The organism is Lysinibacillus canaveralius, from assembly GCF_047301505.1.
Lineage (GTDB): Bacteria > Bacillota > Bacilli > Bacillales_A > Planococcaceae > Lysinibacillus_B.
This window is the reverse complement of record NZ_CP154840.1, coordinates 422,843-448,138: the sequence shown is the minus strand read 5'-3', so window position 1 is coordinate 448,138 and position 25,296 is coordinate 422,843. Positions and strand designations below refer to the sequence as shown.

The 25,296-nt window shown below is 41.8% G+C and carries 24 protein-coding genes; 4 read left to right on the top strand and 20 right to left on the bottom strand.

From position 1 onward, the window contains the following. Positions 1-40: 40 nt before the first annotated feature. From wecB to AA0Y26_RS02205, 20 genes are all read right to left on the bottom strand, one after another. Positions 41-1,162 (bottom strand): non-hydrolyzing UDP-N-acetylglucosamine 2-epimerase, encoded by a 1,122-nt coding sequence (gene wecB / locus AA0Y26_RS02300; protein ID WP_413364752.1) that lies wholly within the window; start codon positions 1,160-1,162, stop codon positions 41-43. A 166-nt stretch (positions 1,163-1,328) separates the two neighbouring features. Then, entirely contained in the window at positions 1,329-1,958 is a 630-nt protein-coding gene (upp, locus tag AA0Y26_RS02295) for a uracil phosphoribosyltransferase (protein ID WP_413364751.1), read from the bottom strand. Between the two features lie 107 nt (positions 1,959-2,065). After that, complete coding sequence (locus AA0Y26_RS02290) at positions 2,066-4,219, bottom strand: EAL domain-containing protein (RefSeq protein ID WP_413364749.1); 2,154 nt, start codon at positions 4,217-4,219, stop codon at positions 2,066-2,068. Positions 4,220-4,381: 162 nt separating this feature from the next. Continuing rightward, positions 4,382-5,623, bottom strand: a complete 1,242-nt coding sequence (gene glyA / locus AA0Y26_RS02285) for a serine hydroxymethyltransferase (protein ID WP_413364747.1) — start codon at positions 5,621-5,623, stop codon at positions 4,382-4,384. 43 nt (positions 5,624-5,666) lie between these two features. Further along, entirely contained in the window at positions 5,667-6,212 is a 546-nt protein-coding gene (locus tag AA0Y26_RS02280) for a TIGR01440 family protein (RefSeq protein WP_413364745.1), read from the bottom strand. Positions 6,213-6,218: 6 nt separating this feature from the next. After that, positions 6,219-6,656 (bottom strand): ribose 5-phosphate isomerase B, encoded by a 438-nt coding sequence (gene rpiB, locus AA0Y26_RS02275; RefSeq protein WP_413364744.1) that lies wholly within the window; start codon positions 6,654-6,656, stop codon positions 6,219-6,221. 395 nt (positions 6,657-7,051) lie between these two features. Further along, positions 7,052-8,344, bottom strand: coding sequence for a methyl-accepting chemotaxis protein (locus AA0Y26_RS02270; RefSeq protein ID WP_413364742.1), 1,293 nt, complete (start codon positions 8,342-8,344; stop codon positions 7,052-7,054). Between the two features lie 6 nt (positions 8,345-8,350). Continuing rightward, the gene (locus AA0Y26_RS02265) at positions 8,351-8,791 is read right to left on the bottom strand and encodes a low molecular weight protein arginine phosphatase (RefSeq protein WP_413364740.1); all 441 of its coding nucleotides are present in this window, start codon (positions 8,789-8,791) and stop codon (positions 8,351-8,353) included. 362 nt (positions 8,792-9,153) lie between these two features. Further along, positions 9,154-10,185: an L-threonylcarbamoyladenylate synthase gene (locus AA0Y26_RS02260; RefSeq protein ID WP_413364738.1), complete on the bottom strand. Its 1,032-nt coding sequence runs from the start codon at positions 10,183-10,185 to the stop codon at positions 9,154-9,156. A gap of 97 nt (positions 10,186-10,282) precedes the next feature. Next, the gene (locus AA0Y26_RS02255) at positions 10,283-10,831 is read right to left on the bottom strand and encodes a stage II sporulation protein R (protein ID WP_413364736.1); all 549 of its coding nucleotides are present in this window, start codon (positions 10,829-10,831) and stop codon (positions 10,283-10,285) included. Between the two features lie 45 nt (positions 10,832-10,876). Next, on the bottom strand, positions 10,877-11,731 hold the full coding sequence (gene prmC / locus AA0Y26_RS02250) for a peptide chain release factor N(5)-glutamine methyltransferase (protein WP_413364734.1): 855 nt from the start codon (positions 11,729-11,731) through the stop codon (positions 10,877-10,879). After that, positions 11,724-12,800, bottom strand: coding sequence for a peptide chain release factor 1 (gene prfA, locus AA0Y26_RS02245; protein ID WP_413364732.1), 1,077 nt, complete (start codon positions 12,798-12,800; stop codon positions 11,724-11,726). The genes prmC and prfA overlap by 8 nt, the downstream gene beginning before the upstream one ends. A gap of 417 nt (positions 12,801-13,217) precedes the next feature. After that, positions 13,218-13,790 carry a thymidine kinase gene (locus tag AA0Y26_RS02240; protein ID WP_413364730.1) on the bottom strand — a complete coding sequence of 191 codons (573 nt, stop codon included), beginning with the start codon at positions 13,788-13,790 and terminating at the stop codon, positions 13,218-13,220. A 326-nt stretch (positions 13,791-14,116) separates the two neighbouring features. Further along, on the bottom strand, positions 14,117-14,320 hold the full coding sequence (gene rpmE, locus AA0Y26_RS02235) for a 50S ribosomal protein L31 (protein ID WP_036153055.1): 204 nt from the start codon (positions 14,318-14,320) through the stop codon (positions 14,117-14,119). Positions 14,321-14,573: 253 nt separating this feature from the next. Next, on the bottom strand, positions 14,574-15,857 hold the full coding sequence (gene rho, locus AA0Y26_RS02230) for a transcription termination factor Rho (protein WP_413364728.1): 1,284 nt from the start codon (positions 15,855-15,857) through the stop codon (positions 14,574-14,576). A 109-nt stretch (positions 15,858-15,966) separates the two neighbouring features. Next, positions 15,967-16,929 (bottom strand): class II fructose-bisphosphatase, encoded by a 963-nt coding sequence (gene glpX / locus AA0Y26_RS02225; protein WP_413364726.1) that lies wholly within the window; start codon positions 16,927-16,929, stop codon positions 15,967-15,969. Positions 16,930-17,127: 198 nt separating this feature from the next. Further along, positions 17,128-18,402: a UDP-N-acetylglucosamine 1-carboxyvinyltransferase gene (locus tag AA0Y26_RS02220; protein ID WP_413364724.1), complete on the bottom strand. Its 1,275-nt coding sequence runs from the start codon at positions 18,400-18,402 to the stop codon at positions 17,128-17,130. Positions 18,403-18,445: 43 nt separating this feature from the next. Then, complete coding sequence (gene fsa, locus AA0Y26_RS02215) at positions 18,446-19,096, bottom strand: fructose-6-phosphate aldolase (protein ID WP_413364722.1); 651 nt, start codon at positions 19,094-19,096, stop codon at positions 18,446-18,448. A 103-nt stretch (positions 19,097-19,199) separates the two neighbouring features. Continuing rightward, positions 19,200-20,054, bottom strand: a complete 855-nt coding sequence (locus AA0Y26_RS02210) for a class II fructose-bisphosphate aldolase (RefSeq protein WP_413364720.1) — start codon at positions 20,052-20,054, stop codon at positions 19,200-19,202. A gap of 130 nt (positions 20,055-20,184) precedes the next feature. After that, positions 20,185-20,544, bottom strand: coding sequence for a response regulator (locus tag AA0Y26_RS02205; RefSeq protein ID WP_413364719.1), 360 nt, complete (start codon positions 20,542-20,544; stop codon positions 20,185-20,187). Between the two features lie 133 nt (positions 20,545-20,677). Between AA0Y26_RS02205 and AA0Y26_RS02200 the strand changes: the two genes are divergently transcribed. The 4 genes from AA0Y26_RS02200 (at position 20,678) to AA0Y26_RS02185 (ending at position 25,137) form a co-directional block, all read left to right on the top strand. Continuing rightward, on the top strand, positions 20,678-21,238 hold the full coding sequence (locus AA0Y26_RS02200) for a DUF2529 family protein (protein ID WP_413364717.1): 561 nt from the start codon (positions 20,678-20,680) through the stop codon (positions 21,236-21,238). A 173-nt stretch (positions 21,239-21,411) separates the two neighbouring features. After that, on the top strand, positions 21,412-22,989 hold the full coding sequence (locus AA0Y26_RS02195; RefSeq protein WP_413364715.1) for an ATP-binding protein: 1,578 nt from the start codon (positions 21,412-21,414) through the stop codon (positions 22,987-22,989). Between the two features lie 11 nt (positions 22,990-23,000). Beyond that, positions 23,001-23,708 (top strand): response regulator, encoded by a 708-nt coding sequence (locus AA0Y26_RS02190; protein WP_413364714.1) that lies wholly within the window; start codon positions 23,001-23,003, stop codon positions 23,706-23,708. Positions 23,709-23,814: 106 nt separating this feature from the next. Next, positions 23,815-25,137, top strand: coding sequence for a CitMHS family transporter (locus tag AA0Y26_RS02185; RefSeq protein ID WP_413364712.1), 1,323 nt, complete (start codon positions 23,815-23,817; stop codon positions 25,135-25,137). Positions 25,138-25,296 lie beyond the last annotated feature (159 nt).

Here is a 25,296-nt window from a genome sequence, read left to right as displayed (position 1 = left end):
CTTAACTATAATAAATTTATTTCGAATTTTTTAAATTCCATTATTTACTTCTATTTAAAAAGTTAATCAATGCTTCTACAATTCGTTTAGAAGCATAGCCATCACCGTAAGGATTGGAAGCATGTGCCATTGCTGCATAAGCTGCTTCATCTGTCAGCAACTCCTTGGCCAGCCCATAAATTGTTTCCTCATCTGTACCTGCCAGCTTTAATGTACCCGCTGCAATCCCTTCTGGGCGCTCTGTTGTATCACGTAAAACAAGAACGGGTTTTCCTAGAGAAGGAGCTTCTTCCTGTACACCACCTGAGTCTGTCAAAATCATAAATGAACGTGCCGCAAAGTTGTGGAAATCAAATACCTCTAGGGGTTCAATTAAATGCACGCGCGGATTGTCACCTAAAATATCATTCGCCACTTCACGTACAGCCGGATTCATATGAACCGGATAGATTACCTGAACATCATCATGTTCTGCTAACAGACGATTGATAGCCCGGAACATATTACGCATTGGATCACCTAGATTTTCCCGACGGTGTGCTGTCAACAAAATCAGACGATCTTCGCCGATTTTTTCAAGTACAGGGTGGCCGTATTCTTCACTCACTGTTGTTTTCAATGCATCGATAGCTGTGTTACCAGTAACAAAGATAGCTTCTGCCGGTTTATTCTCTTTCAGCAGATTTTCCTTGGATACTTCCGTTGGGGCAAAGTGCAAGTCCGCCATAACGCCTGTCAGCTGTCTATTCATCTCCTCTGGGTATGGAGAATACTTTTGTCCTGTACGGAGACCCGCCTCTACATGGCCGATTGCAATCTGATTATAAAAGGCCGCTAGACTGCCGATGAAAGTTGTCGCTGTATCTCCATGTACCAGTACGATATCCGGCTTTGCATCCTTCATCACACCATCAAGTCCCTGCAGGGCATTCGTTGCTACATCAACTAATGTCTGACGGTCCTTCATAATATTCAAATCGTAATCCGGAGTAATTTCAAATGTCTCCAGTACTTGATCAAGCATTTGGCGATGCTGCGCCGTCACCGTCACAATAGATTCAATCTTCTCCGGGTATTTTTGAAGCTCCAAAACAAGCGGTGCCATTTTAATAGCCTCTGGTCGTGTACCGAAAATTGTCATTACCTTGAACTTCTTCGTCATGTCCTCTCAACCTTTCTTATGAGAAACGGGATGCTGCTTTTGCAACATCCCTCTTCAAAATTATTATCCTAAACGATTATAAAGGTGCAAACAGGCTTCCTGCAATCAGTCGTTTGACCTCTCACCCTGCCGACCCTTTCGTCCAGACAGTATATTTCCGGACTGCTTATTTTGTTCCGAACAAACGGTCACCGGCATCCCCTAGACCCGGTACGATATATCCATGGTCATTCAGTTTTTCATCTAATGCTGCGATATAAATATCTACATCCTCATGTGCCTCTTGGATCGCTTTTACACCTTCTGGAGCAGCAATTAAGCACATGAACTTAATATTTTTTGCGCCGCGCTTTTTCAAAGAATTGATCGCTTCAACAGCAGAGCCACCTGTTGCCAACATAGGGTCAACAATAATGAAATCACGTTCTTCTACATCAGCTGGAAGCTTTGCATAGTATTCTACCGGCTGTAATGTTTCTGGATCACGATATAAACCGATATGACCCACTTTCGCTGCAGGAATTAACTTTAACACGCCGTCTACCATACCAATGCCCGCACGCAGAATCGGTACAATCGCAATTTTTTTCCCAGATAACACTTTTGTTTTAGAAGTTGTTACTGGTGTATCGATTTCGATTTCTTCAAGCGGCAGGTCACGCGTGATTTCAAATGCCATAAGCGTTGCTACTTCATCTACAAGTTCGCGAAACTCTTTCGTCCCTGTGTTTTTATCACGGATATAAGTTAACTTGTGCTGAATTAATGGATGATCAAAAACGTATACTTTACTCATAAGGTGGATCTCTCCTAACTGTTGTTTATCTGAATTAGTATAGCATAAAAAATAAACTGTAACATTCGATATATCACAGTTTATTGTCGAAATTCATATCGCTTCTATTAGATATTTCTTTCCTCTAATTCTCTAAATGACATTGGTTGATAAAATAAATAGCCTTGGACGCAGTTACAGCCAAGCTCGTACAATACATCCGCCTGCTCCTTTGTTTCTACACCTTCTGCGACTACATCGATTTCAAGGTTGTAAGCAATCTGGATGATTGACCGAACAATAGCCAGCGTACCTGCCTCATGAATACGTGATGTAAAGCTGCGGTCGATTTTTAACTCCGAAAAGGGCAGCTTTTGCAAATAGCTAAGAGAGGAATAGCCCATCCCAAAATCATCTACACTCGTTTTCAACCCACGCACAAATAGTTTCTCGATAATTTCCTGTGCACGTTTAATATCCACCAGCCCAAGACTTTCAGTAATCTCGATAATTAAATAATTCGGATCTGCATAATACTTTTTGATCAGCTGCTCCAGCTCTTCTACAAACCGAGGGTAGTAAAAGTGTTCTGGAGAAATATTAATGGCCACAGGTACAATACGTTTTCCTTCATATTGGCGCTGTTGAAACCATTTGAGCACCTGCTCGATAATCTGCAGGTCAATTTCGCGTATAAGCCCTGCTCGTTCGGCCACCGGAATGAACTCTGCGGGCGACACATGGCCTAATATTGGAGAGGTCCAGCGAGCCAGCGCCTCCATACTCGTAATACGACCTCTGCGAAGCTCGACTTTCGGCTGAAAGAATGCTGTTATTTCCTTATTTTTAATCGCTTCCGTTAAATGATTTAAAATCAGCAGTTCCTTTTCAAGCTGTGCATCATTTTCCTGATAGTAAAATCTGGCCATCGTGCCGGAATACGTTTTAGCTTCAGACAAGGCACTTTCTGCATGACGAATACTATCCTTTAGTGATTCCCCTGTTCGAATAGATGAGCCCCCGCTTTTAAGCGTTATGTATATATTTCTGCCTTCGATGAGAAACGGCTCTTCAACCAGCATCTTTAAAAAGTCGGTCATTTGTTTTATGCCGGCCTCGTCCTTCTCCATATAGAGAATAATAGAGGAGCTAACAAAGCGCCCAACCAATATATGTTTCCCCTCACATTTTTCTAGAATTCGTTCATACATTTGCTTTAGCAGCGCCTCGCCGCTGTCCCTGCCATAGAGTTCCACAATTCGAGAAAATTCAGTCGGCTCCAACAAGTAAATGACTCCATCTAGCTCCTTTAGCTCCTTTAATCTACCGATAAAGCCGTGACGATTCACCATTCCCGTGGATAAATCCATATAAGCCAGCGCATAAATCTGCTGCTGCTTTTTTTCATAAGAATAGGCAAGCATGATTAAGTCTATAATTTTCTCAAAAAAATAGGCGAAAACGCTGCTTTCATAAACTTCTTGCCCAAAATAAATTACCATAACGCCAAGCTTTTCCTCCTCTTTACGGACGGGCAGGAAAATACAGCGTGTAAAACCATTTTCTAAGGCAAGGTCCTTATGCGGTTGATGAAGATATAAATGATTGAAATCCTCGTATACAGCTACCTGTCTAATATGCATCATTTTTTCGTAACACTTCAGCTCCGGGGATTGTTCAAGCGGATATTGAATCCGCTTTCCTTGATGAAATAAATCAGATTGAATCATCTGAAATTTATCATGATGCTGCAAAATAAAGGTCGTGAAACAACCTGGATGGAAGAGGTGATCAATTCCGTTACAGATAAGCTGAATCTTTTCGATAAAGGAAATTTCATGTTGTATGGCCTGAAACATCTCTTTTTCTAATCGATCAACAAAATTTTGCAATTGTATATAGGTAACATCTTTTACGAAAACAAGGACAAGTTTTGTGTGATTTTGTTCACCTTGGAAAGGCAGGCATTCTAGACCTGCATAAAATGGTATTCCTGATTTACGGTCATGCATTAATTCAGCCTTCGTAATCTTTCCTTTATGCAGCCTTTCTTCTATTTCTTTTATCTCATGATGTAGCATTTTTTGTTGCAGGAGGCTGCGAAACGGAAAACGATAAATATCCTGCAACTCGAAGCCTGTTAATTCAGTATAAAGGTTATTAGAATAAAGGATCGATAAAGAGTCATCTAAAATCAAGTACTTACGCCCCGACTTGTCCCCTAAATCTTTTAACATATAAAACAATGTATCAGTTTCGTAACGAAGAGAGTAAACCGTCAATAACTGTCCCTCCTTCCTTTCAATAACAATCCTAAATATGTATTCTTTTCCATTATCACCGAAACTACTAGAGGGAATCAATATAAAAAAATATAAATTCCTATTTCGCTTTATCAAAAAAAGATACTTTCAACCTAAGTTGAAAGTATCTTTGGTAAGAATTTATTCATATAACGGGAATTTGTCTGTTAATACCTGTACACGCTCACGAGCTTCTGCTTTTACTGCTTCATCTTCTGGATTTTTCAATACAGCGGCAATAATCTTACCTACTTCTGCCGCATCTTCTTCTTTAAAGCCGCGTGTCGTAACGGCAGCCGTTCCTACACGAACACCGGATGTTACGAATGGAGATTCTGTATCATACGGAATTGTATTTTTATTTGTTGTAATGGCCACTTCATCCAGCAGATGCTCTGCCACTTTACCAGTTAACCCTAAAGATTTCACATTCAATAGTAACAAGTGGTTATCTGTACCGCCTGAAACGATTTCAACACCCTCGTCCATTAAGCTTTGTGCTAATGCTTTGGCGTTCTTTTTAATTTGTATTGCATATTCTTTAAATTCCGGCTGTAATGCTTCACCAAATGCTACTGCTTTCGCTGCAATCACATGCATTAACGGGCCGCCTTGGATACCCGGGAATACGGCTTTGTTCAATTTTTGCTCCCATTCTTTAGAAGAAAGGATTAAGCCGCCGCGAGGTCCCCGTAGTGTTTTATGTGTAGTGGATGTAACAAAGTCAGCATATGGTACTGGAGATTGGTGCTCACCCGCTGCTACTAAGCCTGCGATATGCGCCATATCTACCATTAAATATGCACCTACTTCATCAGCAATCTCCCGGAATTTTGCAAAGTCAATTTCACGTGGATAAGCAGATGCACCCGCCACGATTAATTTTGGTTTGTTAGCAATTGCTTTTTCACGTACATCGTTATAGTCAATCACATGCGTCTCTTCTGTCACCCCATACTCTACAAAGTTATATAATTCCCCTGAGAAGTTAACCGGAGAACCATGTGTCAAGTGACCGCCATGAGAAAGGTTCATACCAAGCACTGTATCACCAGGCTTAAGCACTGTATGATAGACTGCCATATTCGCTTGTGCCCCTGAGTGAGGCTGCACGTTCGCATACTCTGCTCCGAACAATTCTTTAACGCGGTCGCGTGCGATATCTTCGACTACATCTACAAATTCACAGCCGCCATAATAGCGTTTGCCTGGATAGCCTTCCGCATACTTATTTGTAAGATATGAGCCCTGCGCTTCCATTACAGCTTCCGATACAAAGTTTTCGGATGCAATCAGCTCAATATTCGAGTTTTGACGTTTTTTCTCTGCTAAAATTCCATCTAGTACTGCCTTATCTTGTGCAGCTAATTTTTCAAATGCCATGATCAGTGAATCCCCCTAAAGTTTAAATTTACAGCTTTGTTCGCTACAGCTTGTACTGCGCACGCGTACCGCCGATAAGCTTCGGCCGTGTCTTCGCTACTGTAACAACCGCTTCTCCAATTTTCTTTACCGATGTACGGATCGGAACTGCTACCACTTTTAAATGCATACCAATTAATGTTTGGCCGATATCAATGCCCGCGTGTGCCTGGACTGTCTCTACCACTACCGGCTCATCCATTTTAGTATAAGCATATGCGGACATAGAGCCGCCAGCTGTCCTGACTGGAACTACAGCAACAGGCTCTAAATGGTACTTTTCTGCGGCAGCCCGTTCAAGCGTAAGCGCTCGATTGATATGCTCGCAGCCTTGAAAAACTAAATAAAGATCGTGTCTTTTTGCAAAGCGTTCTAGCTCGTCATATAAAGTTTGTGCAACTTCTACTGCACCCGCTGTGCCGATTTTCTCCCCTATTACCTCTGAGGTAGAGCAACCGACGACGAATAGCTGCTTCGGCTGAAAGGTTACTTGCTGTTCAACTTCACCCAACAATGCGGCAATATCTTGCTTCACTTGCTGTAAAGTCATAAGCAATTACCCCTCTAATTCAGAAATCTTCTCAATGCGTTTAGTGTGGCGACCGCCTTCAAACTCTGTATCCAGCCAAGTCATCACGATCTCCCGCGCCAGTCCTGGGCCGATGACACGCTCACCCATTGCCAGAACGTTTGAATCATTATGGGAACGTGTTGCTTTCGCTGAGAATACATCGTGTACCAGCGCACAGCGAACCCCCTTCACTTTATTCGCTGCAATGGAAATACCGATGCCCGTACCGCAGATTAGGATACCACGGTCGAATTCACCAGCCGCCACCTTCTCAGCAACCGGCTTAGCATAATCTGGGTAGTCAACTGAATCGTTTGTCGTTGGTCCAAAATCTTCGTAGCTGATGTTCAACTCATCCAATAGGGCCATAATCTCTCTACGTAGGTTATTGCCGCCATGGTCTGAAGAAATAGCGATTTTCACTAAGATTCCCTCTTTTCAAATATATTCATGTACAGTGTACCATTTCTGACAGGAGAATGACACGTATTTTACCGAAAACAAATGATCGTTTTTCTGTTAAATACGAATGTTTTCGCTAACAAACATAATAACGTTCACTTTTTAGCAGAAATACAAGTAGTTTTTAAAGTTTCCGTTTAGATTAATTCGTAAAAAGCTTATTTTCTGGAACAAAAGTGTAGGTATACCTTACACACTGACCGATGGCTCTACTCGTAATGATAGGATTGCTCGGTGAAGTGCAGCTTTCACAGCTGGAGGAATAGCCTGGATATGATTCACCATCTAAATCTCAGGTTTTCTTTATAATAAAAAAGCTCCTCGACAGCCACTTAAGGGTGTCTAGAAGCTTTTGCTTAATTTGTTCTATCAAATTGCAAGATGACTTTATGTAGTTCATTAGATTGTCGTTGGAGGTTTTGTGCCAACTGTTCAATTTGTTCAATCGAATATGCCTGCTCATCTGTCGCTGAACTTACTTCCTGCGTGCTTGCGGATGTTTGCTGAGCAATAGCTGCCACTTCATGTGATTGGCGGGCAGTCATTTCAATATTATGCATCTGCTTTTCTATAAGTGCAGAAATATAGATAACCCCGTCTGCCATTTCATGTACACTTTCTGCCATTCCCTGAACTGCTGAAGTTGTCTCAGACACTCTGTTTGATTCCTTCACTGCATAATCCACCTGCTCATGCATTTGCTTAACGACTGTATTGACATTATGTTGAATTGTTTGGATAAGGTCTGTTATGCCTTTTACAGCGCTGGCACTTTCATCAGCCAGCTTTCGTACCTCTTCTGCCACTACTGCAAAGCCTTTTCCATGTTCACCCGCACGCGCCGCTTCAATCGAAGCATTTAAGGCAAGTAAATTTGTTTGAGCAGCAATATCGCCGACGAGACCGATAATATGTTCGACTTGTTCGGCATTTTTCTCAAGCTCTCGTATGTTAACTAGCGCCTGTTCATTTCCTTGTGCAATAAGCTGGATACCATCGACCAAGCTTTGGATGGATGTTGTCGTGTGAGTTAAATCTTCAATAATAATATGTGATTTGGAAGCTGAATTAACAGCAAGATCATTGACCTCATTCGCTAAAATTCGAACATCTTCGATCGCTTCGGCTGTGTCTTGGACTGCTTGAGCAGAGGCATCTGCTCCTCTTGAAATTTGCCCTACAGTACTCGCGATATTCGATGCCTCTGTACGGGCGGCTGCTGTCTGCTTTGATAAATGGTGAATAGTTTCATTTGTCGTTTGGAAATTTCGGTCAATTCCTTCCACCATTCCTCTTAAATTAACAAGCATTAGCTGGAATGCTTCAGCTACAGAACGAATTTCGTCATTTGTTTTTGGCATTTCAACATCCTGCCCAATTTTCCCTTCAGCCACACGAACCGCAGTTTTTTCGAGGCGCTGCAGCGGCCGGATGATGACGATACTAAAAATTGCCGCTAATATACACGACCATGTAATACCCAAACTATATGTAATGATTTCAAAAAGCTTACGATCTACCGATGAAAAAAATGTCGGTTGGATGAATTCGTTGAAGACGAAGCTGGTAGAATACGTTACCAGAGCTAGAATTCCTACGAACAACACCAATTTCATGCGGAGATTAAACATCCTCCCCTTTGCTTCCATAACTCCTTACCCCTCTCTATGTTTCAATTCAAATTGCTCGATTAGTCGTTTCAACTCTTGGTAAGTCTGCTTATACGTGGATATATCTCCGCCAAATGGATCAAATACATCCTGACTGCTGTAAGGTGTGACATACTCCTTCAATGTATAGGTTTTATTCTTCGCCTGCTCATACGTCCGTACAAGCATTTCCTTATGGGCGCTTGTCATCGTTAGAATAAGATCCGCCCACTCGATATCCTGCTCATTGATTTGCTTAGAAATATGCTCATGATGAATATTTTCTTCTAATAGAACAGCCCGGGCATTTTCAGACATCCCCCCGCCTTCTAACGCATAAATCCCCGCCGACTTCACATGAACATTCGGTAAGCTTTTACTTTTCAATATGGCTTCAGCCATAGGACTTCTGCAGGTATTTCCGGTGCACACAAAATAAATATTCATGCCAATCTCTCCATTTATTTTTGTTTTTTCTTCTATTATATACTAATTGACCTACTTGTTCTCTTTCATTTCTAAGCATATCAAATTTAGGAATAGATGAAAAGTGACCAATTGTAAAGATCTACACCTTCCATTCTACCTATTCGGCAGAAAAATCTATTTGAGTATACTATCTCCAAACAATTGAGATAACACTTTTATTATCGGACACAAATGATTTCATTATATCCGTTTCTATCATTTTTTCTTATTTGCATTGAATTCGTATTTTTATACACACTACCTTGCATTTAAAAATTTATCCACAGCTTTCGCCTTTTTGAAAAATAAAAAACCCCACATTCTCATGTGGAGTTTTCCCCTTAGAATTTATACCATTTTTCACCGGCTGCTTTTTCGAGACGGTTCATGATAGCCGAACCCATCCCCTCTTTAGAAGTAGCTGTCGCTAAAATGATAGTAGCATCCGTTTTATCGCAATTGCGGAGGGCATCATATAAGTTCGCACCCATTTGTTCCTGATTATGCTCTTCACCAAATGTAAAGAAGTAATTCACTGATACTTCTTCATATGATTTCGGTGCCAGCAAGGCCACTTTGTGCCCTTGCCGTTGCAGGCTTTCTACGGCCGCAGCAATATCAGCGGTTTCTTCAATAAGGAAGACAGGTGCATCAGGAGCATAATGAGTATATTTCATACCAGGCGCTCTCGGAGTGGCTTCAACACGCTGCTCTTCATGAGTTGGCTCTAATACAGTTCCAATCACTCTTTCCAGCATTTCCTTCGTTACCCCGCCAGGCCGAAGAATAACAGGTGGATGAAGCGTCACATCCAGTACAGTAGATTCCAGTCCAATGCCTGTTGTTCCCCCATCTAAAATACAAGGGATGATTCCTTCTAAATCCTCGGCTACATGTTCAGCCTTTGTGGGGCTTGGTTTACCGCTGCGGTTTGCACTCGGTGCGGCAAGCGGCTTTTGCAGCGTGTGCAGGAGCTCGAGTGCCACCGGATGATCAGGCATACGTATCCCAACAGTGGATAACCCAGCTGTTACACTGGGAGCGAGAACACCCGATTTTGCTTTCATGACAATTGTCAGCGGACCCGGCCAAAATGCTTCCATACATTTTTCCGCTGTTTGCGGAATCTCTTCTATATAATTTTTCAATTCCTCAATTGTTCCAATATGTACAATTAACGGATTGTCCGAGGGGCGTCCCTTTGCTTCAAAAATCCGTTTTACTGCTGTATCATCTGTCGCTACTGCACCTAGCCCGTATACCGTTTCAGTCGGGAAAGCGACTACCTGTCCCGCATTTAAGATATCCACAGCATGTGCATAAGTTTTCTTACTATTCACATTTTTATCCACAACTATTGTTTCTGTTTTCATAATTTCACCCCTTTATTTTGAAGAAATATTATAAATAATCCACAATCTGTTAATAAATAGTTAGAATTTGTGTATAAGTTGACTTTTTCATTTTTATTTAAAAGAACTTTTCCTTCAGCCACTCAATAAACTTAAAGCGGATTTTTTTCTCTTCCTTCTCTTCTTCCTTTTCCTCTGGCTTGTCACAAATACTTGGGAATGCAGAGCAGAACCAATTTTCTCCTCGACCTTCTCCTATGACAACTACTAACGAATTCGTCGACATCTGTGGATAAAATGACTGCATAACCAGCTTCGGCGGAATTAAGTTATCCCCAGATTTCAATTGAATCGGTATATGTGGATATTGTTTTTTAATAAATGTCTGAATGGATGGAGCTAACTCTTCTTCTTTTGTAGAAGATTCCTTCAAAAACTTCTGCATATCCGCGACAACCTGCTTTTTTATCTCTTGATCCTTTTCTGTATTGCTGCTTGCAATCACACGCACTACCACATCTTCCGCATAGCTTGGGCGGCCTTGATCCAGTAATTCTACAAAACTAGGTGATAGATTGATAATAATATATAGACCAAGTGCGCTAATTAATAATTTTAAAACCGCTAGTATTTTATCATTTCTTTTAATCTCGTAATCATTTAACATGAAAAATCCCTCCTTGCCTAGCATTGTGGACAAGGAGGACGTTTTTTATTCTACTATTTTACAAAATACAATACGATTTTTTTTATTAATATCTTTCACGACTTCTACAACCGCTCCTGGAAACGCCTGCTCAAACAGTTTTTTCACTGCCGTTCCTTGCTTATAGCCGATTTCTACAGCAATAAAACCCGGCTTATTCATGAGATTCGGAAGACTCTCCGCAAGTTTGCGGTATAGAATCAGTCCCTCCTCCTCAGCAAAAAGAGCAGAATGCGGCTCGTGGTCAAGCACTACTTCAGACATTTCAGCCTTCTCCTCAAATGCAATATACGGAGGGTTCGATAGGACAACATCCCATTTTTCCTTTTTGATCGGTTCTGTTAAATCTCCTAACCGAAAATTAATTTCTGCATGAAGTCTTTCCGCATTTTTCTTGGCCGTTTGCAAAGCAGCCTGTGAAATATCAGTTGCTGTCACCTGTGCCTGAGGCATTTCTTTTTTCATTGTGATAGCAATGGCTCCGCTGCCTGTTCCAATATCAGCAATTTTAATTTGCTGATCACCAAAAAGCTGTCGGCATTGATCCACAGCACAGACAATCAGCTCTTCTGTTTCCGGCCGTGGTATGAGTACCGACTCATCTACAAGGAACTCGCGTCCATAGAATTCCTCTCTACCCGCAATATATTGAACAGGACGGCCTTTTGCATGTTCTTCGACATAAGAATGAAACAGCTTAAGCTGCTCTTCGGACAGTACGTCATGAGCGCGCATCATCAGACCTGAATAATTTGTTTGTAAAATGTACTGCAGCAGCAGCCGTGCAGCATTTTCATCGCGACCTTTACCTGTTAAAAAAGAAGAAGCCCCATTCAGGGCCTCTAATACTGTTTTATGCATCTTGGTTCAACTTCTCTAATTTAGAAGCCTGTTCTTCTAAAATCAGAGCATCAATAACTTCGTCAAGCTTTCCTTCGACGATTTGATCAAGCTTTTGCAATGTTAAACCGATGCGGTGATCCGTTACACGGTTTTGTGGATAATTGTATGTGCGGATACGCTCGGAACGGTCGCCTGTTCCGACTGCAGATTTACGCGTAGAGTCGATTTCGGCTTGCGCCTCCGAACGGTGAAGCTCTGCTACACGTGCGACTAAAATTTTCATCGCTTTTTCACGGTTTTTGATTTGAGAGCGCTCATCCTGCATCGATACAACAACACCTGTAGGTAAATGGGTCATACGAACAGCTGACATCGTTGTATTTACCGATTGACCACCGGCACCTGAAGAGGCGAATGTATCCACCCGGATATCTTTTTCATGAATTTCTACTTCTTCTACATGCACCTCTGGTAAGCAGGCAACTGTAGCCGTCGATGTATGAATACGGCCTTGTGATTCTGTCGCAGGTACACGCTGTACCCGATGTGCACCATTCTCAAATTTTAATTTGGAATAAGCACCTTGGCCGTTAATCATAAAGATTACCTCTTTATAGCCGCCTGCCGCGTTTGGTGCTGCTTCCATAATATCGATTTTCCAGCCTTGCGTTTCCGCATAGCGTGTATACATACGGAATAAATCCCCCGCAAAAATGTTCGCCTCGTCGCCGCCTGCTGCACCACGGATTTCCATGATAACATTCTTGTTGTCATTTGGATCTTTCGGAATTAATAAAATGCGAAGGCGCTCTTCAAGCTCTTCAATTTGCCCTTTCAATTCATTGAATTCTTCCTTCACCATTTCCAGCATATCTGGGTCTTTTTCAATTTCGAGCATTTCACGCGCATCTGCAAATTGCTGCTTTGCTGCTTTATATTCACGATAAGCATCGACTGTTTCCTGGATGTCGGATTGCTCCTTTGAATATTCACGGAGCTTCTTGCTATCGTTTACGATATCTGGATCACTTAATAGTTCATTTAAACGTTCATAACGGTCTTCAACCGCTTGTAATCGATCAAACATGATTTCACCTCTTCATATTGTTAGATTTATTTTTTACCGGACAAGCGGGGACTCCCCTTCACATGCTTTACAGCAATCGATGCTGTCTTTCTAGCGGCCCCAGCAAACAAATAACCAATTTCATTTCTTCTCAATCTACCTACATTAGTATAATGAATTCACAGCCTTCGTGCTAGCATTAATCAGCACAAATACGCTAAAACACTTCCCTCATATGCGGTAGAGAACGGCATCTTCTCGTGGAGGCCCTTGCATGTACACAGGTTAAAAAAGCAGCCTCAAGAATCTGGTTTTAGCATTAAAGTTTTTAAAGCAAACACTGTTTTGGCACTTTTACCCAGATGTTTATATGCAGAAATTAAAGTATTCCTTACACAATAGGAATCATGCGGATATGATTGGTTCGCGCTTTCCTGGTTATAGCGGCGGATTGTTATGGCATTTACGGCAAACAGGGTAGTATGTATCATTTCCCCCGATTTGGATCTGGTCACCCGTGTACACCGGCTTTTTCTGTTCATCAACGCGCAGGTTCATAGTCGCCTTTTTATGGCAGAACCAGCAGATCGTCTTCATTTCTTCAATTTTATCAGCATAAATCAGCATGTAGCGGCTTCCCTCAAACAACTCATTTTGGAAGTCATTTTTTAGTCCAAAGCCCATAACTGGGATATTTAGTTCGTCTACGATACGTGTCAGCTGGATTACATGCTCTTTCTTCAAAAACTGCACTTCATCAACTAACACACAATAAAGTTTTTCCGGATGTACCTTTACTGCCTCAAATAGATCTGTATCATCAAAGACAGGAATTGCATCACGACGTAACCCTATCCGACTAGACACCATACCCACTTCATCTCGTGTATCGATACCGGAAGTGAAGATGAGGACCGGTTTGTCCTGCTCCTCGTAGTTATGTGCGACTTTTAAGATTTCAATAGATTTTCCACTGTTCATTGCGCCGTGCTTGAAAAATAATTGCGCCATATAAATATACCTCTTTCCTAAGATGCTCTTCCTTCCTTCATTTTATCCATATTTCGAAGGTACAACAGCTAGACATCCTACTTCTATGCATAAAATGAAAAAACCCTGAGTTGGACTCAAGGCCGTCATTCTTCCATTCAAAACCCTATCATCTATTATAGTATAATTCACTACTGATAGTATACTTATTGAATCATTCCTCTGCAATGCATCTTTTGGAAAATCCTTATTATGTAGAAAGCCCCTGCCGAATGAAAATATCAGCAGGCGCTTCTATAAAAATAACACCTCACGCAGCCTTGCGTGAGGTGTTGGGTACGGAATAATTATTTGTTAAGACCGTATTTTTTGTTGAAACGATCAACACGTCCGTCAGCAGACGCGAATTTTTGACGGCCAGTATAGAATGGGTGACATTCGTTGCAGAACTCGACAACGATGTTTTCTTTTACTGAACCAGTTTGGAATGAGTTACCGCAAGAGCAAGTTACTGTTGCAGTTTTGTAATCTGGGTGAATTCCTTGTTTCATATTCGTTTTCTCCTCTCGCCCTGAACCATCTGGAACAGAGTAATATTCGAACTGCACCTTACATAGCCCGAATATGATCACTACAGGAACCCGTAGTGAAAGCGGTAAAGCCAGCTACATATGTGCACGTTACATACTTTAAGAGAATAACATACTCCTACTATGAAATGCAAGTATGAAATTTCCGCTTGAGAAACGGAACTTTTACCGGCTGTTTTTAATAGAATATCAGCGATTTCTCTTCAAGTTCCCTTTATAGAAGACCTTTCCCTTTTGTCGCTTTTTTCATATCTTCATTTAGCTTTTCAAAGAATTCTTCATTCGTTTTTGTTGTACGAAGCTTACGCAGGAATTTCTCTGCAAAATCCGGGGAATCACTGAATGTCTTACGGATTGCCCATAATTTTTCAAGCTGTTCCGGCTCTAACAGGAGCTCTTCTTTTCGTGTACCAGAACGACGAATATCAAGCGCCGGGAAAATACGTCGTTCTGCCAGATGGCGGTCCAGATGCAGCTCAAGGTTGCCTGTCCCTTTGAACTCCTCATAGATTACTTCATCCATACGCGACCCTGTATCGATAAGGGCTGTTGCCAAAATTGTTAAGCTGCCGCCCTCTTCAATATTACGTGCCGAACCGAAGAAGCGCTTCGGACGGTGGAACGCAGCTGGGTCGATACCACCGGACAATGTACGGCCGCTTGGCGGGATTACTAAGTTATACGCACGGGCAAGACGTGTAATGGAGTCCATTAAAATAATTACGTCACGTTTGTGCTCCACAAGACGGCGAGCGCGCTCCAGTACGATTTCAGCTACCTTCACATGGTTTTCAGGCACTTCGTCAAACGTAGATGATACAACATCGGCCTTCACTGAACGTTCGATGTCTGTTACTTCCTCAGGACGCTCATCAATCAGCAAAACGATAAGTTCCGCTTCCGGATAGTTCGTTGTAATGGCATTGGCGATTTCCTTTAGCAAGGACGTTTTCCCCGCCTTAGGGGGCGCTACAATTAAACCACGCTGACCAAAGCCTACTGGGGCTACTAAATCCATGATACGTGTGGATAATTTATTCGACTCTGTTTCAAGTTTAATTTGGCGGTCAGGATATAATGGGGTTAACGCTGGGAAGTGAACACGTTCCTTAGCAACTTCTGGATCCTCTCCGTTAACTGCTTGCACTTGAAGAAGTCCGTAATAACGTTCATTCTCCTTTGGAGGACGCACCTTACCCGTTACCTTGTCCCCGTTTCGCAGGTCAAAGCGGCGGATTTGCGATGCAGAAATATAAATATCCTCTTTTGAGGGCGAATAGTTAATAGGGCGGAGGAAACCAAAGCCTTCCTGCGATACAATCTCAAGCACGCCTTCCATAAAGAAGTAACCTTCAAGCTCTGATTGAGCCTTTAAAATAGCATAAATCAGTTCTTTTTTATTGAGCTTACTATAATAAGAAATTTTAAATTCACGTGCTTGTGCATATAACTCTTTTAATGTCATATTTTCCAGCTGCGCAATGGTAAGAGCTGTCATTAACATTTCTCCTGTCTATTTATTTTTTGGTCTCGGAATATCTTGAAATGGGAGAACTTTCATTGCTAGAAGAGCCCGGCGAAGCATGCCGGGCAAGTAAATTGTGAAGTTATTTAATAATTGATGGTTTTTTCTTGATGCTATGGCGTCCTTCGATAAAGCGCACCGTACCTGTTTTAGCACGCATAACAACAGAGTGCGTCAATGCGTAGCCGCCTTTATATTGAACACCTTTTAAAAGCTCGCTATCTGTTACAGCTGTTGCTGCAAAAATAGCATCGTCACCTTTCACAAGGTCTTCCATATAAAGAACTTTATCTACATCAATACCCATTTTTTTGCAGCGCGCAAGCTGCTCTTCGTCTTCTGGTACAAGTTTTGCCTGGAAGTCTCCACCTAGGCATTTCAAAGCAACAGCAGCAATTACACCTTCAGGGGCACCGCCAGTACCGAACATAATATCAATACCCGTCTCATCGAATGCTGTATTGATCGCCGCTCCAACATCACCATCTTGGATGAATTTGATACGGGCACCTGCTTCGCGGATTTCATCGACGATTGCCTGATGACGTGGACGGTCCAATAATGTGGCAACAACATCTGATACATCTTTGTTTTTCGCCTTCGCTACTTGAAGTAAATTATACGTGACAGAAGCGTTAATATCTACTTTCCCCGCCGCTTCAGGTCCGACAGCGATTTTTTCCATATACATATCAGGTGCGTTTAATAGATTACCACGGTCTGCAATCGCAAGTACTGTCATCGCACCATTCGTACCTTTTGCAACGATATTTGTACCTTCCAATGGGTCTACTGCGATGTCCACTTCCGGTCCGCCATTACGCAGACCAAGCTCTTCACCAATGTAAAGCATCGGTGCCTCATCCATCTCGCCTTCACCGATCACTACTGTTGCGTGCATCGGGATTGTATCAAACATGTGGCGCATTGCTGTTGTTGCTGCGTCATCTGCTTCGTTTTTAAGTCCGCGTCCCATCCATTTTGCTGAAGCGATTGCTGCAGTCTCTGTTACACGAACGACTTCCATTGATAAACTACGTTCCATTGTTAATTTGCCTCCTGTTTTCGGCCAGCTTAGAAAAGCACATTTGCACTTGCCGCAAATGGATCGGCGGCGAGTATCACCGCCCTCCATCGAATAGAACAGCGCAAATGTCTAGACAGCTATATACTTGCCTAAACCAAAACCTTAACTTTAATTTCACTTCTTACTTCATTGTAACATATTCAGCGTCCTGTCAATCTAGACGGTTTTATCAGATGTTAGAATCGTTTCGCGACGTATATCGGCACCAAGCGCACAAAGCTTTTCAATTAGCGAGCTATAGCCGCGCTCGATATGATAGATATCGTGGATTTCTGTTTCTCCTTTTGCAAGGATGCCTGCAAGTACAAGCGCAGCTCCGGCACGCAGATCCGTCGCTGTAACTACCGAACCTTCAAGCTGTGCAGGACCTTCAATGATGGCGGTATTTCCTTCTACGCGTGCCTTTGCATTCATACGACGCAATTCATCGATATGCTTAAAGCGGGCTGAGTAGATCGTATCCGTCACCTTTGAAGCACCTGCCGCCTGTGTCATGAGGACTGATAGCGGCTGTTGTACATCTGTGGGGAAACCAGGATACACAAGCGTTTTGACATCGACTGCCTGCAGTGCACCCTGCTTTGGAATAAAGATACTTTCCTCATCCTCTTCTACGACGACCCCCATCTCTCGAAGCTTCGCCGTCACAGAATCGAGATGCAGCGGAATGACATTATCAATCGTCACACCATCACCTATAGCAGCGGCCATAATCATAAATGTTGCCGCTTCGATTCGGTCCGGGATAATTGTATGCTTTGTACCATGCAATTCCTCTACCCCATCAATACGAATCACACTTGTACCTGCACCTTTAATCTTCGCTCCCATGTTTGAAAGAAGCGTAGCTACATCAATGATTTCCGGCTCTTTTGCTGCGTTTTCAATAATTGTACGTCCCTTTGCCAGCACTGCAGCAAGCATGATATTAATTGTTGCACCAACACTTGCCACGTCCAAATAAATTTTAGCACCGCGCAATTCCTCTGCGCGAAGGTAGATGGCACCGTGCTCGTTCGTCACTTTTGCACCGAGTGCCTCAAATCCTTTGATATGCTGATCAATTGGGCGCGGTCCTAAAAAGCATCCGCCAGGAAGACCTATAACAGCCTTTTTAAAACGTCCAAGCATTGCTCCCATTAGATAATAGGAAGCGCGTAATTTTTTTACATTGCCATTCGGTAGAGGCATCGCAATCATGCTTGATGGATCGATCGTCATCGTGCCGTCCTCGAACGACACTTCACCGCCTATTTCTTCAAGTAATGCTTTTAATGTCCAAGCATCTGAAATTTCAGGTATTCCTCCAATCGTGACCGAGGAATTCGCCAATATCGATGCAGGAATTAAAGCAACAGCACTATTTTTCGCACCGCTGACTTTAATAGTACCTTGCAAGCGGTGCCCTCCGTTTATTTTGTAAACATCCATGAAGCGTTATCTCCTCATCACTTTAGAAAGCGTATTTCCTTTATTATTGTCCTTCACGCTTTGACCAATCCGCTAAAAATCCTTCAATACCCTTGTCAGTTAATGGGTGGTTAAATAATTGTTTTAATACCTTGAATGGTGTTGTTGAAATATGAGCACCAGCTAATGCCGCTTCTGTAATATGCTGCGGATGACGGATAGATGCTGCAATAATTTCTGTTTTGATATCGTGAATTGTGAAGATATCAGCGATTGTAGAGATTAGCTCTACTCCATTATGACCAATATCATCAAGGCGTCCTAGGAATGGTGAAACGTATGTTGCTCCTGAACGAGCTGCCATCAATGCCTGGTTAGCAGAGAAAATCAATGTCACATTTGTTTTGATGCCCTTTTCCGAGAAGAATTTACACGCTTTTAACCCTTCCGGCGTCATTGGTAATTTCACTGTAATGTTTGGGTGAATTGCTGCAAGCTCCAGACCTTCTTTCATCATGCCTTCTGCGTCCAAAGAGATAACCTCTCCACTGACAGAGCCATCTACTAATTCTGCAATTTCACGCAGACGGTCATGGAAAGAAATATTCGCTTCCTTCGCTACTAAAGATGGGTTTGTTGTAACGCCTGATAAAATACCCCATGAGTGGGCTTCTTTAATTTCTTCAAAATTAGCTGTATCGATGAAAAATTTCATTGTTGTTTTCCTCCCAGTGCCTATTTGCACAAATATTTCCTTATCATAAATCAGGAGAAGGCCTGAATTTCAGACTCTTCTCCTGCTATCATCCGTCGCTTTATTACGCTTTTTGAGAGCTACCGAATTCGCGCATTTTACCAATAACCGTAGTTTTGATAGCTTCACGAGCAGGTGCTAAATATTTTCGTGGATCGTATACTTTTGGATCGTTATTCAAGATTTCACGGATTGCTTTTGTAGCGGAAATTTGATTTTCCGTATTTACATTGATTTTCGCTGTACCAAGGGAAACAGCACGTTGAATATCATGTGTTGGAATACCAGTTCCACCGTGTAATACTAATGGAAGGTCAGCAAGCTGCGAGATTTCTTCCATTTCTTTAAAGCCTAGATTTGGTTCACCTTGGTAAGGACCATGTACAGACCCTAAAGCCGGAGCTAGACAGTCGATTCCTGTTTGCTCTACAAGGTTTTTACATTCTTGTGGATCTGCATAAATGATACCGCCGATAACGCCATCTTCCTCGCCGCCGACAGTACCTAGTTCAGCTTCAACCGAAACACCGTTTGCATGCGCATATTCCACTACTTGTTTTGTAATTTGTACGTTTTCTTCAAATGGGTGATGGGATGCATCGATCATTACGGATGTAAAGCCTGCATCAATTGCTTCTTTACATTTCTCAAATGAGGAACCGTGGTCTAGGTGGATTGCTACTGGAACTGTAATATTGTAGCTTTCAATTAAGCCTTTCACCATATGTACGACTGCCACGAAGCCGCCCATATATTTACCAGCACCTTCGGAAACACCTAGAATAACAGGTGAGTTTTCTTCCTGAGCCGCTTGCAGAATAGCCTGAGTGAATTCCAGGTTATTGATGTTAAATTGACCTACTGCATATTTTTCAGCTTTTGCTTTTATTAACATTTCTTTCATTGAAACTAACGCCATGATGAAAGTCCTCCTTAAGGATGCTAAATATTTTATAAGAAAACATTCAACCCCATCATAACAAAAACAGGCAGTATTCGCCACTGCCTGCACGGGGCATATCCATACTTTTCACAATTTTACTACGTCTTTAAACCTTTAAAATGCTATTTACTTCATTCAGCACCTCAAAAATATTGAAAGGCTTTGTAAAATAATTAGAGGCACCAAGTTTTATTGCCTCGTCTATCAAATCCTGCTCCCCATAGGCTGTCATCATAATGACTGGAATGTGTTCATTTTTAGCCTTTAGATGCCCCAAAATTTCGATGCCATTCATGCCAGGGATTTTCATATCCAGCAATACGCAGTCGATTAGCTCTTCATCAAAAATTTTCAAAGCTTCTAGACCATTCGCTGCTAGATGTGGCATATACTTCTCTTTTTTAAACAATTCATTTAATAAAAGTCTAATGCCTGGTTGATCATCGACAATTAAGATTTTTTTCACGTTTGAAAGTCTCCTCGGCTTATTTTAACGTAATATATTCTTTCATAATTCTCTAATTCCTGCAAAAACTAGGATAATTTTCTCGTTTTGCAATTTAAATTTCCTAAAACTATAATAAAATGGAGGTGGAATTATGTCGAAAATTTTAACTACACAAATGACTGGAATGCTGCAGCGCATCCAAAACAGCGAAGAAGAGGCAATTGAAGATACTGCTCGCCTGCTGGCTCAAGCAGGAATTGGGCAAGGCAGTGTATACTTTGCCTGCTTTGAAGAAATGAAAGGGATAGAAATAAATGCTATGGAAGGCGCAGCTCCATTCATAAAAGCATTGCCCTGGTCTCCAGAAGCGGAGCTTACAGACGCAGATCGTGTCATCATTTTTACACGCAGCTGCACAAACCAACAGGCAATTGCTTTAGCCCAAAAACTTTACGATCAATTCATCCCATTCGCGGTAATTGCCAGCGAACCTGCAGGCGATGACAATGTATTAAGCGAGCTTGCCTATACGTATATCAGCATGAAAATCCGGGGCGGGATTATTCCGCATCCTTCTAAAATCGGAGAGCGGATTGTCTTCCCGCATATGATGGCAGCTTTATTTATTTATGAAGCAATTAAAATGGAGTATGACGAAATGATAGCAGCAGATGAGGATGATGAAGAGCCATCCGATTCTCCATTTGCATAGAGAGATGGCCTGGCATTTCTGACCATTATAATAAGTAGAAAATAAATTGGAGGAAGGAGCGGTCTGCCCCTCCTCCTTGAAGTATTTGGACCCGTTCCAGATACTTTTTTTAATTCTATAGATTTTATGTATGCTATTTATTATAGAATAGGTAGTTGGATGGGGGTTGGAAGATGAAGAAATGGTTTCAGACGATTACCTTTAAAATGATTTCCTTGATCAGTGTGTTGATTATCTTTATTTGCGGAACATTTTTATATTTGCTTCAGGACCATATCCGTGACATGACAGAGCAACAGGTTGCCACACGTGCATTAAATGTTGCTTCTACTATAGCCTCTATGTCGGAAATAATAGATGCTTTTGATTCCGAGAATCCAAGTGATGTGATCCGGCCCATAGCGATGAAAATTCAAGAGGAAATCGAGGCTGCCTTTATTGTGATTGGTAACAATGAAGGAATTCGCTATTCACATCCTATACCGGAAAAAATCGGCATGCATATGATTGGTGGAGACAATGAGGCCGCTCTGTTAAATGGGGAATCTTATTCTTCGAAGACTACAGGCTCCTTGGGATTATCCATTCGCGGGAAGGTACCTCTTATAAAAGACAATGAAATTATCGGTGTGGTATCCGTCGGGTTTCTAGCAGAAAATATTGATGAAATGATTCAAGCTTCGTTTAAAACGTGGCTGACGTACGCCAGCCTTTTATTCAGTTTGGGAATTGCAGGTGCTTTTCTCATCTCGTTTTATATAAAAAGGCTCCTCTTTAATATGGAACCTGTACAAATCGCGAAATTATATCAGCAGCATAAGATTATTCTGGAAACAACGAAGGAAGGAATTCTAGCCGTCGGTCCTGATAGCAATATTACCACTATCAACAATAGTGCCTATAAAATGATCGACCCAAATAAAAAGGCTCCTCTCTCTGAATGGATGGGGACCGATATTGAGCATATCTTCACTAATGAGATTGCGCGCCAGAACATTATTAGGAACCTAGAGATTTCCTTGGATGAATCGATTATCATTCTTAACAAGGCACCCCTGCTAGAAAAGAATAAACAAATCGGTTCCCTATACACAATGCATAATAAGACAGACATCCAAAGAATTGCAGATGAATTGAAACAGGCAAAGCAACGTGCCAATATGCAACGTGCCCAGACCCACGAATATGCAAATAAGCTGCATATTATTTTAGGGTTACTGGTCCATAAAAAATACAGCGAAGCTATTCAATTTATTAAGAAAGAGAAAAACATCCAGGGGCAAGCTAAACAGATGTTGAACAGCAATTCAAAGAATCCTCTGCTATTTGCATTAATTCAAGGAAAGATTACTGAGGCAGCCGAACTAGGTATCAGTATGGAACTTAAGGAATGCAACCTATCCACCGCGTTAAATGACAAGCAAGAAGATGCCCTCCTGACAGCTCTTGGTAATGTGCTGCAGAACGCTATCGATGCTGTTCGTAGTTTAAAGCACCCGCATAAATTGATCCAGGTAACGATTGATGAATATAAGGACCATATCCTTTTTGAAATACAAGATAACGGAAATGGTATTAAGGAAGAACTATATGGTGCTTTGTTCACAAGGGGCGTATCTACGAAAGCAGGAATAGACCGGGGACATGGGCTGGCCATCAGCAAACAAGCCTTGCACTCTGTCGGCGGAGAAATCCTGATTGATGAGGGTGATCTCCCTGGCGCTTGTTTCTTAATCATTTTACCTAGATAGGAGGAAGAATCATGACAAAAACAATAGGTGTATGGATTGTGGAAGATGATTTCCGTGTCGCCCAGATACATGCAGATTACATACATGACATCGGATCCTGTATTGTGCTGGAAAATCTGCGCGGCGGAAATGAAACATTGACGAAATTAAAAAAGACAGCTAATTTGCCTGATATTATATTGCTTGATTTATATATTCCCGATGTAGAGGGATATTCACTTATACAAGAAATTCGTTCTCTCTATTCAGCTATCAAAATCATTGTTATTTCTGCAGCCTCAGAAACGGAGCATATACAGGATATCATGAATCTAGGTGTCTATGATTATATTATCAAACCCTTTGAGGTTCAGCGGCTCGCCCAATCAATCCAACGCTACCAATACATTGAGAAACTATTCCTTACCAAAGAGTATCTCTCTCAAAAAGAGGTTGATGAATTATTTTTACCTATTTTCAAAGAAGGACAGCATGGGCCTATGGCAAAAGGAATCGATTTTCATACGCTGCAATCTGTGAAATCGTTATTTGAGAAAAATACCTTTGAGGAGATGACTGCTTCCAGGCTCAGTGAGGAAATTGGGACAAGCCGCTCTACTGCCCGGCGCTATCTTGAATATTTAGTGGCTGAACAATTTCTTGAAACAAAACTGATCTATGGCTCAGTTGGTCGTCCAGAACGGAAATATATATATCGTGAAACTTATGAACAAAATTAAAATTATTAACTTTATATAAAATATCACCATATTATTCTCCCCTTATCATAATTATGTTACTTTTAGAAAAATCTAAAAACATCAAAAATAAAGGGGAGAAAATGAAATGAGTTTAAGTATAATAGGATTTTTAACAATTCTAGTAATTGTAGTTCTTCTGATCAGCGGGCGTGTGTCCCCCTTGGTGGCTATGGTCGTCCCTCCAATTATCGGTGCATTGATTGCAGGATTCAGCCTGGCAGACATCGGAGGATTTTTCGAGTCCGGCATAAGCTCAGTTATCAATGTCGCGGTCATGTTCATTTTTGCAATTATATTCTTCGGCATCATGCAAGATGTAGGATTGTTCGACCCGCTGATTAACAAAATGATTGCGCTTTCAAAGGGGAATATTATTGTTGTAACTGTCATTACCGTTTTGATTGCCGCTGTAGCTCAGCTTGATGGATCTGGGGCTTCGACTTTCTTACTAACAATCCCGGCATTATTACCGCTATATCTTCGTCTAAAGATGAATCCCTATTTGTTACTTTTGCTGGTTGCCGGATCCGCTGCTATCGTCAATATGATACCTTGGGGCGGACCATTAGGACGTGTGGCGTCTGTATTAGAAACGGATGTTACAAAACTCTGGTATCCGCTGATTCCGTTACAAATCATTGGAATCATCCTTATGCTACTATTAGCCGTTTTCTTTGGTATCCGAGAGAAGAAGCGTATCGTCAGCCAATTTGGGACATTGGTTCCTTCAGATGAAGGTGACACTTCCTCCACAGGAGTTGTTTCATCGGAAGTGGACAAGAGCCTGCAACGACCAAAGCTACTCTGGATCAATGCGCTCATTGCCGTGCTCGTAATCGGGACATTGGTATCTGGCATTATACCGCCAGGGCTCGCCTTTTTAATCGGTGTCGCCATTGCATTGCCGATCAACTACCGTTCCACTGACACCCAAATGGAGCGTATCCGTGCACACTCTCCTAATGCCTTGACAATGGCTTCCATTATCATTGCTGCGGGACTGTTTTTAGGTATCTTGAACGGGACAGGTATGCTGACTGCAATCGCTAATGATGCAGTACAGATTCTACCTTCCTTCATGTCTTCCTACCTTCATATTATCGTGGGGATATTAGGAGTACCCTTTGATTTATTGCTTAGTACAGATGCTTATTATTTCGCCTTATTCCCTGTTGTTGAGCAAATCGGTCTTTCTTTTGATATCGATTCTCTATCAACAGCCTATGCGATGATCATCGGTAACATCGTCGGTACATTTGTATCACCGCTTGCCCCTGCTGTTTGGCTGGCACTTGGACTATCTGGGCTAGAAATGGGCAAGCACCTGAAGTTCTCATTCTTCTGGATGTGGGGATTGAGTATCGTATTACTATTTATTGCCACGTTAATGGGTATCATTCATATCTAGATTCAGCCGAGGGGATATTATCAACTTTGGGTCAGGTATCATAAAATCCGTATATAATCTTTCAATTGAGAAGCCTAAAATTTTATAAACTCCGCACCTCTGACTCCCGTTAAGGACTGTCAGGGGTTTTTAAAATTTTAGAATTATTTAGGGATAAAA